Origin of the sequence: Serratia sp. 22264 (assembly GCF_052045345.1) — a bacterium.
Lineage (GTDB): Bacteria > Pseudomonadota > Gammaproteobacteria > Enterobacterales > Enterobacteriaceae > Serratia > Serratia plymuthica.
In genome coordinates this window covers 260,237-281,722 of record NZ_JBQEOY010000005.1, presented here as the reverse complement: position 1 = coordinate 281,722, position 21,486 = coordinate 260,237, and the positions used below count along the sequence as shown (strand labels likewise).

The following is a 21,486-nucleotide window of genomic DNA, read 5'->3' as shown; positions in this document are numbered from 1 at the left end:
ATAAAAAAACTAACAGCCGCATGAACGGCGGATATGCAACTGGAAGGCGAACTCGTGCAGCTCCGGCTGCGCGGCACCGGCGGCCAGCATGGCGATGGCCTGCCTGGCCATGGCGTCAATCGGCTGTTCGACTGCGCTGAGCGGCGGTACGCTGAACTCGGATTGCTGCGTGCCGTTAAAACAAATGATAGCCAGATCGTCCGGCACATGCAGGCGATGTTCCGCCAGCGCGGAGAGGCAGCCGAGCGCCTGCTGTTCGTTGGAGGTAAATATCGCCCGAGGGCGGGGACCTTGAACCATTTTCTGCGTGGCCTGGAACCCACCCTGGCGGGTATAGGGCGCTTCAAAAATCCACTCTTCGCGCGGTGTAATGCCCGCTTCGCACAGAGCATCGCGCCAGCCGTTCAGGCGATCTTGTGCGTTAAGCATGGTCAGCGGGCCAACAAAAATGCCGATCTCCAGGTAGCCGTGCTGTAGCAGGTGGCGGGTTGCCTGGCGGGCGGCATCACGTTCGTCGACGCGAATGGCGCAGATACCGGCATGGTTGTCGATGGTGTCGATCATCACGCACGGCGTGCGGGAAGAGCGGATCAGCTCGAACCACGGGTGGCGGTCGACGCTGGTGTACAGCAGGCCGTCGACCTGACGGTTTAGCAGATGGTTAATTAATTCGTACTCGCGCTGGCGGTCATCACCGGCGTCGCCCAACAGCAACACGCGGCCGTGGCTGAATGCCTCACGCTGCAGCGCCCGCGCCAACATGGCAAAAAACGGGTTGGAGATGTCGGGCACGACCAAACCGTAGGTCTGCGTACTGCCCGAGGCCAGCGCCCGGGCGATGTCGTTTGGCCGATAACCGGTCTGCTCGATTGCCGCCAGCACCCGCAAGCGAGTGGCTTCTGCGACCGGGCGCGGACCCTTGTTGATCACGTAGCTGACTACGGCGACCGACGTGCCCGCCACGCGGGCAACGTCGGCGCGGGTGATGCGCCGCGCGGGTTGATTATCCAAGTTGGGTTCCTGTGCCCCTGGTTACACCGCATCCTGCGGCAGGTTGAGATCGCGGCCGCGGGTTTCCGGTGCAAAGAAGGTAGTGATTAAGCCAATGGCCGCCATTACAACAAAATAGCAGGCGACAGGCCACCAGTGACCGAAGCCGGACAGCAGCGCGGTGGCGATCAGCGGCGCGGTGCCGCCGGAGAGGATCGAGCCAAGCTCCTTGGCGAACGCCATTTTTGAGTAGCGATTTTTGACGCCGAACAGCTCCACCCCGTAAGCGGCCTGCACGCCAAAAATCCCCAGCGACGCAATGCACATGCCGACGACAATCACCGAAATCACCGTCGCCGGATCGCGGCTGTCGAGCAGCCAGAAAGCCGGGAAGGCGTACAGCACCAGCAGCAGGCAGAAGCAGCGGTAGGTGATGCGGCGGCCGAAGCGATCGGAAAGCCAACCGGCCAGCGGGATTACCAGGAAGCCGCACAGTGAGGCGATCATCACCGCCAATGCCGGCACCGACTTATCCACCATCAGCACCTTGGCGACATAACCCACGATAAAGCCCTGGCACAGGTAAGAGGGGCCGTTTTCGCCGATGCGCAGGCCGAGCATCACCCAGAAGGCTTTGGTGCGCTGCAGATAGCTGCGGTCATCCGGCGCGGCGGTGGAAGCGTCCAGGATGCGTTGGTGGTTTTGCTGTAGCTCGCGTTCAAATACCGGCGTTTCGCGCACGTGTCGGCGCAGGTAGAGCGCGCCCCCGGCGATCAGAATGCTGGCAAGGAACGGAATGCGCCAGCCCCAGGCGATCAGATCGGCTTTATCCAACTGCAAAACCAGCAACCAGACCAGCGAGGCCAGTAAGGTACCGCTGTTGGAGCCGATAGCGATGATCGAGGCGACCAGCCCGCGCCGTTTGGCCGGTGCGTATTCCGCCAGCATCACCGCTCCGCCGGAAAGCTCCGCCCCGGCGCCGAACCCTTGGGCAAAACGCAGGATCACCAGGCAGGTTGGCGCCCAGATGCCGATTTGCGCGTAGGAGGGGATCAGCCCGATCAGCGTGGTGGAGACGCCCATCAGCGCCACGGTGGTGATCAGCACTACGCGGCGGCCTTTGCGATCGCCAATCCAGCCGAAAACCAAAGCGCCGATAGGGCGGGCGATAAAACCGACCGAGTAGGTGGCGAAACTGGCCAGCAGCGCCACCATTGGGGTGGCTTCGGGGAAAAACACGTCGCCGAACACCATGCCGGCCGCCAGGCCATACAGGGCGAAATCGACATACTCCATGGCGGTCCCGAGCCAGCATGAGAAGGTGGCGCGCCAGAATTGACTGCGTCCTTCTTTGGTGGCCAGGCGTTCATCGGCTGCCAGCGTATCGCCGGTGGCCTGTGGGGGGGCAAGCGTTGTTTCGCTCATGGCATTGATGTCCTCTTTTCGTCATGCGCCATGAGTGGCGCCGTTAAAGATGGTTTCCAGAGGCTGCGTCCCGCAATAGTTCGTGAGCGCCGCTGGCGGTCATTTGAGCGCGCAGCAAGGCGCGGGCCGTGAGGTTTGGTGGGCCAAATAAGCGGCTCGTAACACAGGTGCGCGCTCAAATGGCCCCAGCCCTTCGGGTCGCGCCCCAAAAGCCCGTACTCTGCGTTGTCGGGCTTGAACGTAGCCCACTATGTTCTGCACCCTCCGCCTTGATTACGGGCTTTTGGAACTGCGACGGCACCACGACCTATTGCGGGGCACAGCCTTATGTCGGCAATAAGGTTTGCTGACAAAAGTGTCGAGCTGGTGGCGATTCAACGCTGCATGACAAAGGTATCTACGCGCGTAGACAAAACAATGCTGCAGAGGTGAAAGTTTGCAGGCGATCACAGAATCTCCACCGCTCCGGGGAGTGAAGGTAAAGAAAACAGATGGCAGAAAGATGACATTGCGGCGTTTTTACCGCGGCGATTTTGCTGCCCGCCGCGCCACGAATCAGCCTGCCGCTTTTGGATTTCTGCGTTACAATGAATTTCTGTTAACAGTTTGTATGGTCTGGTGCGGCCGCAGGGTGCGGCGTCAGGCCTGGAGTAGAACAATGTCTGGCAATAGGGATTCCATCCTGCCGCCGCTTGAGTGGTTATCTGCGCAACACCCCCCGGTACCCGCCGCCGTCAGCGACTGGCTGATGGAGCCAGGATCCATGACCCGCCGTTTTGAACGCCACTGTGGGCGCGTGCACGTTGAACCGCAGCGCGAATGTTTCGTCACCCGCGACCAGTTGGGTGAAGAAGCCGAACACCTGCCGGATAGCCCGCGTTACTGGCTGCGAGAGATAATACTGCTGGGCGATAACCAGCCTTGGCTGCTGGGGCGCACGGTGATCCCGCAAGAGACCTTGACCGGCCCGGATCAGGCGCTGGTGGATTTGGGCACGCTCCCGCTGGGGCGCTACCTGTTCAGCAGCGGTGAATTGACTCGCGATTACATTCATATGGGGCGGCAGGATGCGTTATGGGCGCGCCGCTCCCGTTTACGGCTGGCGGGCAAGCCCTTATTGCTGACAGAACTGTTTTTACCGGCATCGCCGTTGTACGCGGCGGGCAGCGCGGAAATCGCATGATGAGGAGAGGAAATACCTTGGAGGGAAGCGTGACTCAAAGCAAATGGCGGGCTTACGGCCATCTGATGCGCCTCGATAAACCGATCGGCAGCCTGCTGCTGCTGTGGCCAACGCTGTGGGCGCTGTGGATTGCGGGGCAGGGTGTGCCGCCACTGTCTATCCTGCTGGTGTTCGTGATTGGGGTGTTCCTGATGCGTGCTGCCGGCTGCGTGGTGAATGACTATGCCGATCGCGCCGTTGACGGCCACGTGAAGCGAACCGCGGGGCGCCCAATGCCGAGCGGCCGGGTGAGCGAGAAAGAGGCCAAGATCCTGTTCGTGGTGCTGGTGCTGGTCTCGTTTGGGCTGGTGCTGACGCTGAACGCCATGACCATCTGGCTGTCGCTGGCGGCGCTGGCGCTGGCGTGGATCTATCCGTTTATGAAGCGGGTCACCAATCTGCCGCAGTTCGTGCTGGGAGCGGCGTTCGGTTGGGGCATCCCAATGGGCTACGCCGCCGTCAGCGAGGCACTGCCGTTGAGCTGCTGGTTGCTGCTGCTGGCCAATATCTGCTGGACGGTGGCTTACGATACGCTGTATGCGATGGTGGACCGTGACGATGACCTGAAGATTGGCGTCAAATCCACCGCCATTCTGTTTGGCCGTTACGACAAACTGATCGTCGGTCTGCTGCAGTTCGCGACGCTGCTGCTGCTGCTGTGGGTGGGCTATCTGGCCAAACTGAGCGGGGCGTTTTATTGGTCGTTGCTATTGGCGGGTGCCTTGTTTATTCATCAGCAAAAGCAAATCGCTACCCGCGATCGCGACGCCTGCTTCAAGGCGTTTCTGGATAATAACTATGTCGGGCTGGTGTTGTTTATCGGTATCGCATTGAGTTATTGGCAGGGCTAGCGGTATTCCGGCAATAAAAAAGGCACCCTACGGTGCCTTTTTGTTTTTGATTATCAATCAATTATTCAGCTTTTTCTTCCGTCGCCGCCGTTTCCGGCTGCACGCTGGTTTCCGCCGGCATGCTGACGCTCTCGATAGTCAGCTTGATTTCCGGGGTAATCAAATCGCTCAGCATGCTGTACACCTCCAGTGTGTGCTCACGAACGGCATCGCCGACATCGTTGATGTAGCCTTCTTCACGCAGCGTCGCCACCAGGGTAGAGAACACCGCCTTGTCGAAGAACTCTGGCGCATTGATACCATGCAGTACCGAAAGACGCTGAGCCATGATGCGGCTCTCTTTCTCCAGCGCGCCGCGGTTGATGCTCGGGTTGGCGCTGAGGATAGACATGGTGATGGCATAGCGCTGCAACGTTTCGCGCACGCCGGCTGCCAGCAACTGCAGAGGGCGAATGCGCGCCGGGTTAAGCACCAGATCCTCGCCTTTGTCGCAGATGAGCTGCTGGCGGATCATTTCCTCGATCAGCGGCCGCAGCACTTCCGGCAGTTGTTCCTTGTCGTTGTGCAGGAACAGTTCGGCCTTCAGCATCGGGTAAATCAGGCCGATCTGCCGCAGCAGTTCAGCGCGGGACACCCGGCGGTGATGCATCACTATGGTGGCGATCAACGAAGGCAGCACCAACAGATGGTGGATATTGTTGCGGTAATAGGTCATCAGCACCGCCTGCTCGCGCGGCAGGATGATGATATCGCCGATGTTATCCTTCTCCACCTCGAACTTGTTCATGTTCAGCGCGTGATCCAGCAGCTCGTCCGGCGTTTGGGTCGGCACTGTGACGTCGCTGGCGTAAGGCACGTTGCGCATCAGTTGCAGATAACACTCCAACTGCTCAAGGAGCTGCTCGCGGGTCAGCGAGCGCTGGCGTGAGGCCAGCAGCGCCGTGGAACACAGGTTCATGGCATTGGCGGCGGCGGCGTTGTTGATGCGGACCATGATCTTGGCCGCGAGGTCGTTGACCGTTGGCGTCAGCCAGCTTGGACGTTGGGCTTCGATCGGGTCAATCGATTCGCGCCACTGCGGCACGTTCTGGTTCAGGTAGGCGGTCAACGGCAGCGGATCGCCGAAGTTGACGTAACCCTGGCCGAGATTACGCAGTTTGCGCAGGCCGCGCAGCATCTGCAACAGGCTCTCTTTTTCCTTGGTCGCACCGCGCAGCTCTTTGGCGTAAGTACCTACTTCCATCACGTGTTCGTAACCGATGTAGATCGGGACCAGCGTGATAGGACGAGTGCCACCGCGCAACATTGCCTGGATGGTCATCGACAGGGTGCCGGTCTTCGGTTCCAGCAGGCGCCCGGTACGGGAACGGCCGCCTTCGACGAAGTATTCCACCGAGTAACCGCGGGTAAACAGCTCGCCGAGGTATTCGCGGAACACCGTTGAATACAGCTTGTTGCCTTTGAAGGTGCGGCGGATAAAGAACGCGCCCAGGCGACGGAAGATAGGCCCGGCCGGCCAGAAGTTGAGGTTGATGCCGGCGGCGATGTGCGGCGGCACCAGGCCCTGGTGATACAGCACGTAGGACAGCAGCAGGTAGTCCATATGGCTGCGGTGGCACGGCACATAAACGATCTCGTGGCCGTCCTGCGCCAACTGGCGCACGCGCTCGGCATTGGTGACGTTGATGCCCTGATACAGCCGGTTCCAGGTCCAGCTCAGCACGCGATCGGAAAGGCGCACCGTCTCGTACGAGAAGTCGGCGGCGATCTCTTCCATCAGCGCAATGGCGTTCTGCTGGGCCTTTTCATGGGAAATTTTCTTGCTGCGCGCTTCGTCCTCGACCGCTTTTTCGATCGCTTTGGACGCCAGCAGCTTATTGAACAGATCCTGACGAGCCGGCAGGCTTGGGCCGACGGCGGCCAGACGTTGACGCGAGAAATGCATGCGCGCCACGCGCGCCAGTTTTTGTGCGATAGTTTTGTCCGTGCCGTGTTCGGTTGCCATTCGGCGCAGCGAAACGGTGTTGGAGAAACGCACGAAGCTGTCGCGGCCCAGCCACAGGACGGCGAAGAATTTCTGGACGCCGTTCAGCAAGCGCAGATGCGGCGTGCCGTGGCCTTCGCGGCCTGGGGAACGGCCAAACATCACCGACACCGGCAGCATCTGAATATCGAGATCCGGGTTGCTGCGGTGCAGATCCAGATAGTCGTGAAACAGTTTTACCGACTCTTCTTTCGGTGTGTAGTAGCGGAACACGCGCGGGCCGTCGTGAATAAACACGTGGCTTGGCAGTACGGTGCCGTCTATCTCCAGCGGATTGAGGGGGTCGGGCAAATCCTGCGCCAGGCACTGGGTGCGCAGCGTCAGTAAATCTGCCTTGGAATTATAAGGTAAAACATACAAAATCGGCCGTGAGGGATCCAACCCTAACTCCGTGACCGGATCTGAAGGGATAACCTTACTTCTTACCAACAATTTAAGTGGTAAATTCAATAATTTATAATAAATTTTACGCCAACCTGACATAACAACGTGAAGCCTCTTGTTAGCAATGCGCCGCAAGCATACCAGAAACCGGGTAGCAGATCTGTGGTGTTGGAAAACCGTGAGCCGGGAGAGTTTCCTGACCCAAGCTCTATAATTATGACTTACCTCTGTGAAAGGCACTAAAAAACATGGCAAACCAAGCAACCGGCCTGACCCGTATTATTAAAGCCGCCGGCTACTCATATAAAGGCTTTTCTGCTGCCTGGCAGCACGAAGCCGCATTCCGCCAGGAGCTGGTGGCGACCGTGCTGGCTATCATACTGGCGATCTGGCTGGATGTGGGTGCGATAGCGCGCATTTTACTGATCGGATCGGTGCTGTTGGTCGTGATCGTCGAGATGCTGAACAGCGCGATTGAAGCCATTGTCGATAGGGTGGGTACGGAACACCACGAGCTTTCCGGGCGGGCGAAAGATATGGGGTCGGCGGCGGTAACGCTGACGATCATACTGGCGCTGTTTGTCTGGGGTTCGGTACTGTGGCAGCACTTTGCCTGAGTAGAACGCTCCGTTGCGGCGGGGCGCTAATCCCTGATTTTTATTCATTCTTCGGTTCCCAAGCCGCGCTTACCTGTATATACTCACAGCAAGACTGTATAAACAAACAGGGGGCGGAATGAAAGCATTAACTACCAGACAACAAGAAGTCTATGATCTGATTCGCGATCATATTTCGTCAACTGGCATGCCGCCAACGCGCGCCGAGATCGCCATGCGTCTGGGGTTCCGTTCGCCAAATGCTGCAGAAGAACATCTGAAAGCGCTGGCGCGCAAGGGCGTGATCGAGATCGTCTCCGGCGCTTCACGCGGCATTCGCCTGCTGATGGAAGATGAAGAAGGTTTACCGCTGATTGGCCGCGTGGCCGCCGGTGAACCGCTGCTGGCGCAGCAGCATATCGAAGGGCACTATAAGGTGGATCCTTCTTTGTTCAAACCGAGCGCGGATTTCCTGCTGCGGGTCAACGGTATGTCGATGCGTGATATCGGCATCCTCGACGGCGATCTGCTGGCGGTGCATAAAACCCAGGACGTGCGGAACGGCCAGGTAGTGGTAGCGCGTATTGAAGATGAAGTTACGGTCAAACGCCTGAAAAAACACGGTAATGTGGTTGAACTGCTGCCAGAAAACAGCGAGTTCCAGCCTATCGTGGTCGACCTGCGTCAGCAAAATTTCACCATTGAAGGTCTGGCGGTCGGCGTGATCCGCAACGGCGACTGGATTTAATCGCTGCGCCTGAACGTTGTCCTCTGATTTAAATCGCCCCAGCTCTGGGGCGATGTCATTTCTGATTCATTCAAACCCTACCGCCACGGGAACATTTCACTATGCGCCTGCTTTCTGCCTTCACCAGCGATACTGATAAAGCCCTATGGCGCCTTGCGTTACCCATGATCTTTTCCAATATTACCGTTCCGCTGCTCGGGCTGGTGGATACTGCGGTGATTGGCCACCTGGATAGCCCCGCCTATCTGGGTGGCGTTGCTATTGGTGCCATGGCTACCAGCTTCCTGTTTATGTTGCTGCTCTTCCTTCGCATGAGCACTACCGGGCTGGCGGCACAGGCGCTCGGTGCACAGGATCCTCAGGGGTTGGCGCGCGCTTTTATGCAGCCGTTGTGGCTGGCGGTGTTGGCCGGTGTGGCGATTGTGCTGCTGCGTTACCCGTTGATCGATATGGCGTTGCAGATCGTGGGTGGCGATGGCGCGGTGCTGGAGCAAGCGCGGCTATTCCTCGAAATCCGCTGGCTAAGTGCGCCGGCGGCGTTGGCCAACATGGTGATCCTGGGCTGGCTGCTTGGCGTGCAATACGTGCGTGCACCGGTGATCTTGCTGATTATCGGCAACCTGCTGAATATCGTACTGGATATCTGGTTAGTGATGGGGCTGGGTTGGAACGTGCAAGGGGCGGCGACGGCGACCGTCATCTCTGAATATGCCACCCTGCTGCTGGGGCTATGGCTTGCCTGGCGGGTGATGCGCATACGAGGCATTTCCGCGCCGATGCTGCGCCAGGCCTGGCGCGGTAATCTGCGGCGCCTGCTGGCGCTGAATCGCGACATCATGTTGCGTTCACTGCTGCTGCAAGCGTGTTTTGCCTCACTGACCATTTTCGGTGCCCGGCTTGGCGGCGACGTGGTGGCGGTAAACGCGGTACTGATGAATTTGCTGACCTTCACGGCCTACGCGCTCGACGGCTTTGCTTACGCGGTAGAGGCGCATTCCGGCCATGCCTATGGCGCTCGCGACGACAGCCAACTGCGCAAGGTATGGCGCGCCGCCTGTCGCCAGGCTTGTTTGGTGGCACTGGCTTTTGGGGTGGTGTATGCCGTTGCCGGGCAGCAAATCATCTCGGCATTAACCTCTTTACCCGAGTTGCGTACGCTGGCGAGCCATTATCTGCCGTGGCAGGTGGTGCTGCCGTTGGTCGGTGTGTGGTGTTATCTGCTGGACGGCATGTTTATTGGTGCGACCCGCGGTGCCGAAATGCGCAACAGCATGGCGGTGGCGGCCGTCGGCTTCGGCCTGACGTTGTTTACCGTACCTGTATTAGGCAACCACGGATTATGGCTGGCGCTGGCGGTGTTTCTGTCGCTGAGGGGCATTGCGCTGGGCTGGTTCTGGCACCGTCACCGGCTGCGCGGTACCTGGTTTAGGGTGCAATAAGACAGGGAGCTTTATAGATAATTGAGTAATTTTTCTTATGTTTTTTGTTTATATTTGCTTACATGTTCCCAAGAGCCATTCCAGTCGGGTAGTACCTTGTTTGTTAGTGTCTTTTTCTGTTTAATTGTTTTTTTATGGCTTTTTATTCTGGTTTTTGTTTGGTTGTCGTTATCTGCGTCTACAATTAATCATGTGGCTGGCGAAATGAATGGAGGAGTGGCAACCCTTTGGTTGGCGGTAATAGACCATAAAAATTGCTTGGTTATACGCCCGGTCAGCACAGTATCAAACTGATTTACGACAGGTTAACGGAGAGACTATGAACAAAGATCAAGCCGACGGTAACTGGAAACAGTTTAAAGGGAAAGTGAAGGAACAATGGGGCAAGCTGACCGATGACGATTTGGCGGTCATTGAAGGGAAACGCGAACAGCTTGTCGGTAAAATCCAGGAACGCTATGGCTACCAGAAAGAGGCGGCCGAGAAAGAAGTGAAATCCTGGGAAGACCACAGCAAGTATCGCTGGTAGCGAGCAGGGCCACAGCATACGGTGGCCGTAATCGACTGTAGCCGGCCGGGTGTTTTGATCCCCTTAACGCCACGGCCACAGGTACAGGGAAGTGCCTGACCAATCCCGCTTAATTTATTTCTTCTTGATGGCAATGCTGTGATCGTGCTCACCGCAATCATGCTTGCTGTCGCAGGCTTCCACTTCAACACAGCCCGAACACAGGCCATGTGCTTCCACCACGCTGTGGCGCAGCACAAAACCCGACTCTTTCGCCAGTTTTTGCAGCGTTTCCTCCACCCCTTCGGTGGTGCGTTCAGTCACCTGAGCACAGCGATCGCAGATAAACAGCGCGGAGGTATGCATCGGTTGTTCGAAATGATGGCACAGCACGTAGCTGTTGGCCGACTCCACACGATGAATAAACCCTTGTTCCAACAAGAAATCCAGCGCGCGATAGACCGTTGGCGGTTTCGCCTGCGGTTCAGCCACGCGCAGCAGATCCAGCAGGTCATAAGCGCTGATGGCACCGGGTTGTTGTGCCATCAGGCGTAACACTTCCAGCCGCTGCGGTGTCAGCCGCACATTGCGTTGCAGGCAGAGTTGTTCAGCCTGCGCCAGCAGTTTTTCCTGGGTGCTTGAGTTCATGGCAAATATCCCGGTACGTAAAAAAACCGATTTTATCATGATTAAGCGCAATCGCCGAGAGTCGCCCCCTTTTCCGCTGAGAAGGAGCAACCTGATGCGGAGATACGGCTGGTGCGATGAAAAATGAGTGACCCTTCACGCGCTATGCCGGCATCTGAGCGGTGGGCAAGCGCCGTGATTTCTTCTCAGGTGGACAGTGAACGCTGCAAGCGCTCCGCCAGCCTGGTCATCTCCGCCGCAGGATTATGGCCAATCAGCATAAAGCTGTGGCTGTCATCGGCCCAATACACCACGTTCATCCCCTGGCGGCGTTCGCTTTGTGCGGACTCCGGCTTGCCCGGTTGCTGAATGATGCACAGCGCCAGCGGGCCAAACTGCGCGTCCAGCCAGGTCAACTGAGCAATGCGGCGATCGTCGTAAGCCAACACGCGGGCATTTTTCAGCTCAGCGCCGTTCAATGCCAGTTTGGGAGCGGGGAGAGCAATGCCGAGCCGTTCGCCAGTGTGCTGCAATTGACTGGCGAGTAACGCAGGGGCGCTATCGAAGCCCGCCAGCGTTTCCGGGGTGTAAAGCGCCATATATTGGGCCACCAGGCCGCGCCAGTTTTCTTCTGGCTGACTCGCTTGCAGCCAGGCGCGATCGCCTGCGACACCCAGCGCCAGAAAACCGACGGCAGCGGCAATCAGGGCACGGCGGCTGACGCCGCGTTGTGGGGCCGGCATGGCAAGTGGCCACCTGTCCTGCAGTTGTTGCACCGGTGCTTCATCCAGCAAAGGGGCGAACGCCTGTTTGAACGGCAGATTGCTGCGTTCCAGCAGCGACAAACGGTCGGCCAATGCCGGTTCGTCGACCAGGCGCTGTTCCAGGCTGCGGCGCTGCTGGGGATCCAGTTGATTGTCCAGATAGGCGACCAGCAGTTCATCCGCAGTATAGTATGAGCTCATGATCGTTCTCCTTTTGACTGCGGGATATGGGGTTGCAGCACACTGTCGTTCGCAAGCTGTAGACGTGCCGCTGCCAGGCGGCTCATGATGGTGCCGATAGGGACGCCCAGCACCTCGGCCGCTTCCCGGTAAGAAAGCTCCTCCACGTACACCAGGAACAGCGTATTGCGCTGTGCTTCCGGCAGGCGATTGACCCGCTGCATCACTTCATTGGCCCATATCGTATCTTCACCGTTTTCCTCGCCGGCCAGATCGTCGGCATCGACAAAACCCTGCCCCTGACGGATATGCCGGGCACGGACTTCGTTCAGCCAAATGGAATGCAGAATCGAAAACAGCCAGCGATCCATGCGCGAGCCCAAAGTAAACTGTGCGGCGCGCTCCAGCGCCCGCACACAGGTGGCTTGTACCAGATCGTCGGCGATATCCCGCCGGTGAGAGAGCACTAAACCATAGCGCCACAGGCGGGAAAGATACTGGCCGATTTCGTTGCGGATTGCGTCGTTGCTGATGCTCGCCTCCGGGCCTGGCTACCTTACGATTCGGGATGGTGATCTATGGCTGCCGCCAGGTCGCGGTACTCTTCGCAACCGGTGCCGCACAGCGACTGGATCACCTTGAGCTGCTCTTTCGCCAGGTCCGGGCGGCCTTTCACCATATAGGCTTCACCCAAGTATTCGCGGACTTTTGGGTAGTTGGGATCGAGCGCTACTGATTTTAAATAGTAGCCGATGCCTTCATCCGTGCGCCCGAGCTTGCGGGTGGCGTAACCCCGGTAGTTCAATGCCACGGCGGTGTTGGGGTTTTTCAGAGTGTTCAGCACGTCGAGGGCATCCTGATAGCGGCCGCTTTTCGCCAGCGCATAGGCGTAGTTCGCCCGATCGTTGTCGCCGATCATGCTGCTTTTATCCACCATGCAGGTCTTGGTTTTTGTGTCGTATATTTGGCCTTTCGGGCAGGTTGGCGTGGTTTGGCCGCTGCCGTCACCCCCCATCGCCAGGGCCGCACCGGAAAACAGCACAGAGCCGGCAATCACGGGCAGCAACAGGCGTTTAACGAAACTGTTCATGGTTTTTTCCTCATTGGAAGGGAGGCGAGTTGCCCCCTTGGTGAGAGAACACCTGAAGGCGCGTTTTTATTCGTTTTTTCTTTTTCTTTTTGGCCTGATGGCACGGCGGTTTTCCCAATGCCGTCGATTGTCGTTATAATAGCCGTTTGCGGCAGCATGCCGTTCGTTGAATCCCAGACAGATCAGGTAGCCAGTAACTCAGCATGACGACAGACAACCACGCCTCAAAATATGCCGCCAATCGTTTCTCCATTGCGCCGATGCTCGACTGGACCGATCGTCATTGCCGATACTTCCACCGCCTGCTGACCAAAGAAACGCTGCTGTACACCGAAATGGTGACCACCGGCGCGATTATTCACGGCAAGGGCGACTATCTGGCCTACAGCGAAGAAGAGCACCCGGTGGCGTTGCAACTGGGCGGCAGCGATCCGGCTGCGCTGGCGCACTGCGCCAAACTGGCCGAACAGCGCGGTTACGACGAGATTAACCTCAACGTCGGTTGCCCGTCCGATCGCGTACAAAACGGCATGTTCGGCGCCTGTCTGATGGGGCAGGCAACGCTGGTTGCCGACTGTATCAAGGCGATGCGCGACGTGGTGTCGATCCCGGTGACGGTCAAGACCCGCATCGGCATCGACGACCAGGACAGCTACGAGTTTCTGTGCGATTTTATCGCCACCGTCGCCGGGCGCGGCGAGTGCGATATGTTTACTATCCATGCGCGCAAGGCCTGGTTGTCCGGCCTCAGCCCGAAAGAAAACCGTGAAGTGCCGCCGCTGGACTATCCGCGCGTGTACCAACTGAAACGGGATTTCCCGCAGTTGACTCTCGCCATCAACGGCGGTGTGAAAACGCTGGAAGAAGCAAAGCAGCATCTGGAGCATCTGGATGGCGTGATGATGGGGCGCGAGGCTTATCAGAATCCGGGCATTTTGGCGCGGGTCGACAGCGAGCTGTTTGGTCGCCAGACCGAGGTCATGGACAGCGTGGCGATTATCGAATCGCTGTATCCCTATATCGAACGTGAGCTGTCGAACGGTACCTATTTGGGGCACATCACCCGCCATATCCTCGGCCTGTTCCAGGGCGTGCCGGGGGCGCGCCAGTGGCGTCGCCATCTGAGCGAGAACGCCCACAAACCGGGCGCCGATGCGCGCGTGGTGGAAGCTGCGCTGGATCTGGTTCGTCTGCCGCGTACCGAAGTGGCGTAATACGCAAAGAATTTGACTAACAGTTAGTCTTTTTCATCAGGCATTCAGCGCTCTGCTGTTTGCCTGTTTTTATATTTCAACTACTTATCTTTTCCGCCGTTCTGGCACGCATCTTGTAATACTCCTGCAGAGACTTTGTTTTGCGAAGGAGCAATCATGTTAGAACTCTTCTTTCTCATTGGCTTTGTAGTGATGCTGATGGTGACCGGAATTTCGCTGCTGGGCGTCTTCGCCGCGTTACTGGTCGCGGCGGCGTTTATGCTGCTGGGCGGCCTGCTGGCGATAGTGATCAAGCTGCTGCCCTGGTTGATTTTGGCGGTGGTGGGCGTTTGGATATACCGTTCGATGCAGAAGCCGCAAATACGTCGTTACTGATTTTTTGTCGAGTAATCAGGCAGTCACGCTGAAATTTGCGTAACGAATGCATCGTGAATGCGGCGACGATCACACCTTGGTGTTTTAAATGCGAATGCGGCACATTAAGCGTGTTTTTTGCGTTTAGGGGCTGGTAGGATATTTGTCGATGCAGCGATGCGACCTATTTCATCACCGCAAGAGACAATAATACCCAATACGAGCGTTGCTGAAGCAACCCCCTGTCTCTGGCGGACTCTGCTCTACCCCTACAAATGCAGTAAATAGAAAGGGCTCCTTACGGAGCCCTTTTCTTTTGCCTGGGGATCAAGGGATCAGCAGGCTTGAACCGCTGGTATTGCGGCTTTCCAGCACCTCATGCGCACGTTGCGCATCGGCCAGCGCAAATTTTTGCTCTTCTTTTACGTCGACCTTGATGGCGCCACTGCCGATCAACGAGAACAGTTCATTGCTGGCGAACTGCAACTCCGCGCGGTTAGTGACGTAACCGTTGAGCGAAGGGCGGGTGACGTACAGCGAACCTTTCTGGTTCAGCAATGCCAGATCGACGCCGGTTACCGGGCCAGAGGCGTTGCCGAAGCTGACCATCAGCCCACGGCGCTTCAGGCTATTGAGTGAGGCCTGCCAGGTGCTTTGGCCCACCGAATCGTACACTACGCCGACTTTTTCGCCCTGCGTCAGTTCAGACACGCGCTGGGCGATATCTTCTTGATGGTAATTGATGGTCGCCCAGGCGCCGGCGCGTTTAGCCAGTTCAGCTTTTTCGTCAGAACCGACGCTGCCGATAAGCTTTGCGCCGAGCGCCTTGGCCCACTGGCAGGCAATCAACCCGACGCCGCCTGCGGCGGCATGGAACAGGAACACTTCGCCCGGCTGCACTTCATGGGTTTGGCGCAGCAGATAATGTACCGTCAGCCCTTTCAGAAACGAGGCGGCACCCTGCTCAAAGCTCAGGTTGTGCGGCAGGATCGCCACTTTCTCTACCGAAACATTGTGAACGTCGCTGTAGGCGCCGAGTGACGATTGGGCGTAAACCACGCGGTCGCCCGGTTTCACCGCGCTGACGCCGGCGCCTACCTTGATCACCACGCCGGCCGCTTCGGTGCCCAACCCGCTTGACAGGCTGGCGGGTGCATAGAGGCCGCTGCGAATATAGGTATCGATGTAGTTGATGCCGATCGCCTTATTCTCAACCTGTACCTCACCGGCTGCCGGATCGATAGGTGTAAAATCAACGTATTGCAACACTTCCGGGCCGCCGGTGGCGGAGAATTGAATGCGCTTTGCCATTTCATTACCTCGTTGGGGTGTTTGATTTCACCCTACGCGTTTTAGTATCGACGATCCAGTTTAGCCGGGTGCGGATTGATACCTTTTTTGCATCGGTTATGCCGCGGGAATCACAGATAAAAATCACGTATACTCTCGCGTCAGGATTCTCCATTCGCAACCGGATAAAGAATACGCTTCATGGCAGGAAAAAAACCAACCAACAAAACTTACGCGGACGAAGCCAGAGATCGCCCTCGAGATCGCCAGATGGAAGGGCTGAAGATGCCGCCACATTCGCTGGAGGCGGAACAGTCCGTGTTGGGCGGTTTGATGCTGGATAACGAACGCTGGGATAACGTATCGGAACGCGTGGTCTCCAACGATTTCTTCAGCCGCCCGCACCGCCTGATCTTTACCGAGATGCAGCGGCTGTTGGAAATGAGCCGGCCTATCGATCTGATCACCCTGTCCGAATCGCTCGAGCAGCGCGGCGAACTGGATTCGGTGGGCGGTTTCGCCTATCTGGCCGAGCTGTCGAAAAACACCCCAAGCGCCGCCAACATCGGCGCTTATGCCGACATCGTGCGTGAACGTGCGGTCGTACGCGAAATGATCTCGGTAGCCAATGAGATCGCCGACGCCGGTTACGATCCGCAGGGCCGCAGCAGCGAAGATCTGCTCGATCTGGCCGAGTCGCGGGTATTCCAGATCGCGGAAAATCGCGCCAGTAAAGATGAAGGCCCGAAAGGTATCGAGCGTATTCTGGAAGACACCGTTTCGCGTATCGAACAGCTGTATCAGCAGCCGCATGACGGCGTTACCGGGGTAGACACCGGCTATCAGGATCTCAATAAGAAAACTGCCGGTTTGCAAAAATCGGACCTGATCATCGTCGCCGCCCGTCCTTCGATGGGTAAAACCACTTTCGCCATGAACCTGTGCGAACACGCCGCCATGACGCAGGAAAAGCCGGTGCTGATCTTCAGCCTGGAGATGCCCGGCAACCAGATCATGATGCGTATGCTGGCGTCGCTGTCGCGCGTCGACCAGACGCGTATCCGTACCGGCCAGCTCGACGACGAGGACTGGGCGCGCATTTCCAGCACCATGGGCATCCTGCTGGAGAAGCGCAATATGTACATTGACGACTCCTCCGGCCTGACGCCAACCGAAGTGCGCTCCCGCGCGCGCCGTATTTTCCGCGAACATGACGGCCTCAGCCTGATCATGATCGACTACCTGCAGCTGATGCGTGTGCCGGCCCTGTCCGACAACCGTACGCTGGAAATCGCCGAAATCTCCCGCTCGCTGAAGGCGCTGGCGAAAGAGCTGCAGGTGCCGGTGGTGGCGCTGTCGCAGCTGAACCGAAGCCTGGAGCAGCGCGCCGACAAACGCCCGGTCAACTCAGACCTGCGTGAGTCCGGTTCCATCGAGCAGGATGCCGACCTGATCATGTTCATCTACCGTGATGAGGTTTATCACGAGAACAGCGACATGAAAGGGATTGCCGAAATTATTCTGGGTAAGCAGCGTAACGGCCCGATCGGTACCGTGCGCCTGACCTTTAACGGCCAGTGGTCGCGTTTCGATAACTACGCGGGGCCACAATATGATGATGAATAATCAGCTAAGGAACTGAAATGAAAGCGGCAACCGCTGTAATCGACCGCCGCGCTCTGCGACATAATCTGCAACAGGTGCGCCGCCAGGCGCCGCAAAGCCGCCTGATTGCCGTTGTGAAAGCAAACGCTTATGGACATGGCCTGCTGGAAACAGCTCACACTTTGCAAGACGCCGACTGCTACGGCGTGGCGCGCATTGGCGAGGCGCTGATGCTGCGCTCCGGCGGCATCGTGAAACCGATCCTGCTGCTGGAAGGTTTTTTCTGCGCTGAAGATCTGCCGGTGCTGGTGGCGAATAACATCGAAACCGCAGTGCACAGCATCGAACAGCTTGAAGCGCTGGAGCAGACCGAGCTGGCGCGCCCGGTGCCGGTATGGATGAAGCTCGATACCGGCATGCACCGCCTGGGCGTGCGTCCGGAACAGGCCGAGGCGTTTTATCAGCGTCTGAGCGCCTGCCGTAACGTGGCGCAGCCGGTCAATATCATGAGCCACTTCAGCCGTGCCGATGAACCGGACTCTGACGCTACGCTCAAGCAAATGCAGTGTTTCGAAAGTTTTGTCCGTGGCAAGCCGGGCCAGCGCTCGATCGCCGCTTCTGGCGGCACCTTGCTGTGGCCGGATGCGCACAATGACTGGGTGCGGCCGGGCATTATCCTGTACGGCGTTTCTCCGATGGAGGATGCCTGCGGCAGCCAGTTTGATCTGCAGCCGGCGATGACGCTGAAATCCAACCTGATTGCGGTGCGCGACCACAAGGCCGGCGAGGCGGTGGGTTACGGCGGCACCTGGGTGAGCGAAGGCGACACCCGGCTGGGCGTGGTGGCGATGGGTTATGGTGATGGTTACCCGCGCAGTGCGCCCTCCGGTACCCCGGTATGGCTTAATGGCCGCGAAGTGCCGGTGGTCGGCCGGGTATCTATGGACATGATTTCGGTCGATCTCGGGCCAAACGCGACCGATAAGGTCGGCGATGAAGTGGTGCTATGGGGCAAGGCGTTGCCGGTCGAGCGCATTGCCGCCTGTACCGGCATCAGCGCCTATGAGCTGATTACCAAGCTGACGCAGCGCGTGGCGATGGAATATATCGGCGAATAACCTGTCGTGGGCCGGCAAGGTGTCGGCCCTAATCTTCAACGCGTTACTTCTTTACCGCCAGCCACTGATCGATAATGCTTTGATACTCGCCGGTCGCTTTGGCCAGGTGCAGCCACTGATCCACATACTGCTTCCAGCTCAGATCATCACGCGGCAACATATAGGCCTTCTCGCCGTATTGCAGCGGTTTGTCCGGATTTACCGCGCACAGTTTCGGATAGTGTTTTTGCTGATACAGCGCCTCGGAAGCGTCGGTAATCATCACATCGGCTTTCTTGTCCACTAACTGCTGAAAAATACCCACGTTATCATGGGTCAACGTCAGCTTGGCGTCGGGCAGGTAAGCATGTACGAACGCTTCGTTGGTGCCGCCCGCCGGCTCCAGCAGGCGCACGGACGCTTTGTTGATCTGCTCGACCGTCCGGTATTTCTTCACGTCGGTGCAGCGCACCAGCGGGATTTTGCCGTCGGTATCCAGCTTATCGGCGAAGAACACCTGTTTTTGCCGCTGTAGCGTGACGGAAATGCCGCCCATGGCGATGTCGCACTTGCCGGCGACAAAGTCCGGCGTCAGGGTTTTCCAACTGGTTTTCACCCATTTAACTTTGGCGCCCAGGCTCTTGGCCAGCGATTCCGCCATGGCGATATCAATGCCTTCGTAGCTGCCGTCTTCCTTCAAAAAGGTGTAGGGCTTGTAATCGCCGGTGGTGCACACTTCCAGCGTGCCCTGTTGTGTCACCTTATCCAGATGGGATTGGGCGCTGGCGCTCCCTGCGGCGACCAGCAGTGCGAGAGGTAATAGCTTTTTCATCTGTTTCCCTTGCTTATACGTTATTGGATTCAGCAATGGCGCCCGGCGCGGCGGCGTTCTTTTTCTTCAGCAGATAGCTTGCCGCCAGCACCAACAGCCAAATCGGAATCAACCATACCGAAATCCGGATGCCTGGCGTCATAAACATAATGACCAAAATCCCGGCTAAAAACAGCAGACAAATCAGATTGGTGAACGGGTAACCCCAACTTTGGAAACGCGTTTGCTGCCCGGCCAGCCGCTTGGCGCGCCGAAACTTCAGGTGAGTAATGCAGATCATTGCCCAGTTGATCACCAATGCGGACACCACCAACGCCATCAGCAATTCAAACGCCTTGCCCGGCATCAGGTAATTGAGCAGCACGCACAGTGCGGTCACCAGCGCCGACACGCTCAGCGCCGCCAGCGGAATGCCGCGCCGGTTGGTCTTCAGCAGTGCGCGCGGTGCGTTGCCCTGTTTCGCCAGCCCAAACAGCATGCGGCTGTTGCAATACACGCAGCTGTTGTACACCGACAGGGCGGCGGACAGCACCACCATGTTCAGCAGCGTCGCCACCAGATTGCTGTCCAGCGCATGGAAGATCAGGACGAACGGGCTGCCGCCTTCCACCACCTTCTGCCACGGATACAGTGACAGCAGCACCGCCAGTGCGCCGACATAAAACAGCAGAATACGGTAAATCACCTGATTGGTGGCCCGCGGGATACTTTTCTCCGGGTTATCCGCTTCGGCGGCGGTAATGCCGACCAGCTCCAGACCACCGAACGAGAACATGATCACCGCCATTGCCATCACCAGGCCGCTGATGCCGTTAGGGAAGAAACCGCCGTATTGCCACAGGTTGGCCACGCTGGCGTCCGGCCCGCCGTGCCCGCTGGCCAACAGCCAGGCGCCAAATGCGATCATGCTGATGATCGCCGCCACTTTGATGATGGAAAACCAGAATTCCATCTCGCCGTACACTTTGACGCTGGTCAGGTTGATGGCGTTGATCGCCACAAAGAATACCGCTGCGGAGACCCAGGTCGGAATTTCCGGCCACCAGTACTGCACGTAAATGCCCACTGCGGTCAGTTCCGCCATGCTCACCAGCACGTACAGCACCCAATAGTTCCAGCCGGACATAAAGCCGGCAAAACCGCTCCAGTATTTATTGGCAAAGTGGCTGAAGGAGCCGGCCACCGGCTCTTCCACCACCATTTCACCCAGTTGGCGCATGATAAAGAAGGCGATAACCCCGGCGATGGCGTAACCGAGCAGCACCGAAGGGCCGGCCATTTTTATGGTCTGGGCAATGCCGAGAAACAGGCCGGTGCCGATGGCGCCGCCGAGGGCGATCAGTTGGATGTGACGGTTTTTTAACCCTCTTTTCAACTGGTTTTCTGACTGATGATTGTCCATCTGTGTTCCCCAAAAAGGTAAATGCGTGTCGCTGGGGATTTAGCAACTATCGGGCCAGCGAGTAAGGGCGATGGGGGCGTATCACTAATAACCTGCTGAAAACGTTATTTAATTATTTTTCACTTTGGCTCACAAACCGTGCATTAAACTGTATTTATTGCGGGATTCAAGGCGTTTTAACCTTATTTTTCGCACGCAATGCCCGTATTGGGTGCCTGTGATGACCGGAAATGGGCCAGGGTGGTGCAACGAAACTGTGAGGCGTCGCCGGGGAATCAAAACGGGGGGATTACAGGGGCAAAAAAACTGATAGTCTGTAACGTCAACATTTCTTAACGGGTTTACAGGTGGCTATGTACAACATTGACGATTTTGATATGAAAATCCTGACGCTGTTACAGGCCAATGGCCGTCTGACCAATCAGGAACTGAGCGAGTTGGTGGGGTTGTCCGCTTCCCAGTGCTCACGGCGGCGCATCAGCCTGGAACAGGCTCAGTTGATTCGCGGCTACCATGCGCGGCTGGCGCCGGAGGCCGTTGGGTTGGGGATGGTGGGGTTAATCGAAGTGAGCCTGACCAACCATGCCCAGGAGCATGTGGACAGCTTTCATCGCATGCTGGAAGAGGTTGACGCTATTCTCGACGCCTATAAAACCACCGGCGACGCTGACTATCTGTTAAAGGTGGCCGTGGCCGATCTGGCAGCGCTGAGCGACTTTATCAGCAAGACTCTGTCGATGCACAAGAGCGTAGCGCACGTGAAAACCGCGGTGGTACTGAATCGGCTGAAAGAAAACGGGCTGCTGCCGGTAGCGCGCTGATCG

At 57.7% G+C, this 21,486-nt stretch carries 21 protein-coding genes; 11 read left to right on the top strand and 10 right to left on the bottom strand.

What is annotated here, in order from left to right; translation table 11 throughout:
* Positions 1-9 precede the first annotated feature (9 nt).
* Positions 10-1,011 carry a LacI family DNA-binding transcriptional regulator gene (locus ACTJJ1_RS18655; protein WP_122289386.1) on the bottom strand — a complete coding sequence of 334 codons (1,002 nt, stop codon included), beginning with the start codon at positions 1,009-1,011 and terminating at the stop codon, positions 10-12.
* Between the two features lie 21 nt (positions 1,012-1,032).
* Positions 1,033-2,415, bottom strand: a complete 1,383-nt coding sequence (locus ACTJJ1_RS18650) for an MFS transporter (RefSeq protein WP_440834797.1) — start codon at positions 2,413-2,415, stop codon at positions 1,033-1,035.
* A 658-nt stretch (positions 2,416-3,073) separates the two neighbouring features.
* Between ACTJJ1_RS18650 and ubiC the strand changes: the two genes are divergently transcribed.
* Together ubiC and ubiA are read left to right on the top strand one after the other, a co-directional pair.
* Positions 3,074-3,598 (top strand): chorismate lyase, encoded by a 525-nt coding sequence (gene ubiC, locus ACTJJ1_RS18645; protein WP_006328360.1) that lies wholly within the window; start codon positions 3,074-3,076, stop codon positions 3,596-3,598.
* A 17-nt stretch (positions 3,599-3,615) separates the two neighbouring features.
* Entirely contained in the window at positions 3,616-4,488 is an 873-nt protein-coding gene (gene ubiA / locus ACTJJ1_RS18640; protein ID WP_006328357.1) for a 4-hydroxybenzoate octaprenyltransferase, read from the top strand.
* A 61-nt stretch (positions 4,489-4,549) separates the two neighbouring features.
* Here ubiA and plsB read toward each other — a convergent pair whose 3' ends face one another.
* The gene (gene plsB, locus ACTJJ1_RS18635) at positions 4,550-7,015 is read right to left on the bottom strand and encodes a glycerol-3-phosphate 1-O-acyltransferase PlsB (RefSeq protein WP_440834795.1); all 2,466 of its coding nucleotides are present in this window, start codon (positions 7,013-7,015) and stop codon (positions 4,550-4,552) included.
* A 149-nt stretch (positions 7,016-7,164) separates the two neighbouring features.
* On the opposite strand from plsB, the gene ACTJJ1_RS18630 reads away from it, so the two are divergent.
* From ACTJJ1_RS18630 to ACTJJ1_RS18615, 4 genes are all read left to right on the top strand, one after another.
* A complete protein-coding gene (locus ACTJJ1_RS18630) occupies positions 7,165-7,533 on the top strand; it encodes a diacylglycerol kinase (RefSeq protein WP_004948796.1) in 369 nt (122 codons plus the stop codon).
* 118 nt (positions 7,534-7,651) lie between these two features.
* Positions 7,652-8,260 carry a transcriptional repressor LexA gene (gene lexA, locus ACTJJ1_RS18625; protein ID WP_004948794.1) on the top strand — a complete coding sequence of 203 codons (609 nt, stop codon included), beginning with the start codon at positions 7,652-7,654 and terminating at the stop codon, positions 8,258-8,260.
* A 101-nt stretch (positions 8,261-8,361) separates the two neighbouring features.
* On the top strand, positions 8,362-9,699 hold the full coding sequence (gene dinF, locus ACTJJ1_RS18620; protein ID WP_440834792.1) for an MATE family efflux transporter DinF: 1,338 nt from the start codon (positions 8,362-8,364) through the stop codon (positions 9,697-9,699).
* A gap of 319 nt (positions 9,700-10,018) precedes the next feature.
* Positions 10,019-10,228, top strand: coding sequence for a CsbD family protein (locus tag ACTJJ1_RS18615; protein WP_004948789.1), 210 nt, complete (start codon positions 10,019-10,021; stop codon positions 10,226-10,228).
* A 114-nt stretch (positions 10,229-10,342) separates the two neighbouring features.
* On the opposite strand, the gene zur is transcribed toward ACTJJ1_RS18615, so the two are convergent.
* The 4 genes from zur to ACTJJ1_RS18595 form a co-directional block, all read right to left on the bottom strand.
* Positions 10,343-10,855, bottom strand: coding sequence for a zinc uptake transcriptional repressor Zur (gene zur, locus ACTJJ1_RS18610; RefSeq protein ID WP_004948787.1), 513 nt, complete (start codon positions 10,853-10,855; stop codon positions 10,343-10,345).
* A 185-nt stretch (positions 10,856-11,040) separates the two neighbouring features.
* Positions 11,041-11,799: an anti-sigma factor family protein gene (locus ACTJJ1_RS18605; RefSeq protein WP_440834789.1), complete on the bottom strand. Its 759-nt coding sequence runs from the start codon at positions 11,797-11,799 to the stop codon at positions 11,041-11,043.
* Positions 11,796-12,284 carry an RNA polymerase sigma factor gene (locus tag ACTJJ1_RS18600; RefSeq protein ID WP_440834831.1) on the bottom strand — a complete coding sequence of 163 codons (489 nt, stop codon included), beginning with the start codon at positions 12,282-12,284 and terminating at the stop codon, positions 11,796-11,798. Before ACTJJ1_RS18600 ends, ACTJJ1_RS18605 begins: the two co-directional genes overlap by 4 nt.
* A 50-nt stretch (positions 12,285-12,334) precedes the next feature.
* Positions 12,335-12,868, bottom strand: coding sequence for a tetratricopeptide repeat protein (locus tag ACTJJ1_RS18595; RefSeq protein ID WP_004948775.1), 534 nt, complete (start codon positions 12,866-12,868; stop codon positions 12,335-12,337).
* Positions 12,869-13,071: 203 nt separating this feature from the next.
* On the opposite strand from ACTJJ1_RS18595, the gene dusA reads away from it, so the two are divergent.
* A complete protein-coding gene (gene dusA / locus ACTJJ1_RS18590) occupies positions 13,072-14,082 on the top strand; it encodes a tRNA dihydrouridine(20/20a) synthase DusA (protein ID WP_004948772.1) in 1,011 nt (336 codons plus the stop codon).
* Positions 14,083-14,238: 156 nt separating this feature from the next.
* Positions 14,239-14,457: an envelope stress response protein PspG gene (gene pspG / locus ACTJJ1_RS18585; protein WP_004948769.1), complete on the top strand. Its 219-nt coding sequence runs from the start codon at positions 14,239-14,241 to the stop codon at positions 14,455-14,457.
* A 306-nt stretch (positions 14,458-14,763) separates the two neighbouring features.
* Here pspG and ACTJJ1_RS18580 read toward each other — a convergent pair whose 3' ends face one another.
* Positions 14,764-15,747 (bottom strand): quinone oxidoreductase, encoded by a 984-nt coding sequence (locus ACTJJ1_RS18580; protein WP_440834786.1) that lies wholly within the window; start codon positions 15,745-15,747, stop codon positions 14,764-14,766.
* 180 nt (positions 15,748-15,927) lie between these two features.
* On the opposite strand from ACTJJ1_RS18580, the gene dnaB reads away from it, so the two are divergent.
* Together dnaB and alr are read left to right on the top strand one after the other, a co-directional pair.
* Positions 15,928-17,352 carry a replicative DNA helicase gene (gene dnaB, locus ACTJJ1_RS18575; RefSeq protein WP_004948763.1) on the top strand — a complete coding sequence of 475 codons (1,425 nt, stop codon included), beginning with the start codon at positions 15,928-15,930 and terminating at the stop codon, positions 17,350-17,352.
* A 17-nt stretch (positions 17,353-17,369) separates the two neighbouring features.
* Positions 17,370-18,449 (top strand): alanine racemase, encoded by a 1,080-nt coding sequence (alr, locus tag ACTJJ1_RS18570; RefSeq protein ID WP_004948761.1) that lies wholly within the window; start codon positions 17,370-17,372, stop codon positions 18,447-18,449.
* A gap of 43 nt (positions 18,450-18,492) precedes the next feature.
* Here alr and ACTJJ1_RS18565 read toward each other — a convergent pair whose 3' ends face one another.
* Together ACTJJ1_RS18565 and ACTJJ1_RS18560 are read right to left on the bottom strand one after the other, a co-directional pair.
* A complete protein-coding gene (locus ACTJJ1_RS18565; RefSeq protein ID WP_004948758.1) occupies positions 18,493-19,260 on the bottom strand; it encodes a transporter substrate-binding domain-containing protein in 768 nt (255 codons plus the stop codon).
* 13 nt (positions 19,261-19,273) lie between these two features.
* The gene (locus tag ACTJJ1_RS18560) at positions 19,274-20,662 is read right to left on the bottom strand and encodes an amino acid permease (RefSeq protein ID WP_440834783.1); all 1,389 of its coding nucleotides are present in this window, start codon (positions 20,660-20,662) and stop codon (positions 19,274-19,276) included.
* Positions 20,663-21,015: 353 nt separating this feature from the next.
* On the opposite strand from ACTJJ1_RS18560, the gene ACTJJ1_RS18555 reads away from it, so the two are divergent.
* On the top strand, positions 21,016-21,483 hold the full coding sequence (locus tag ACTJJ1_RS18555) for an Lrp/AsnC family transcriptional regulator (protein ID WP_004948752.1): 468 nt from the start codon (positions 21,016-21,018) through the stop codon (positions 21,481-21,483).
* Positions 21,484-21,486: the final 3 nt, after the last annotated feature.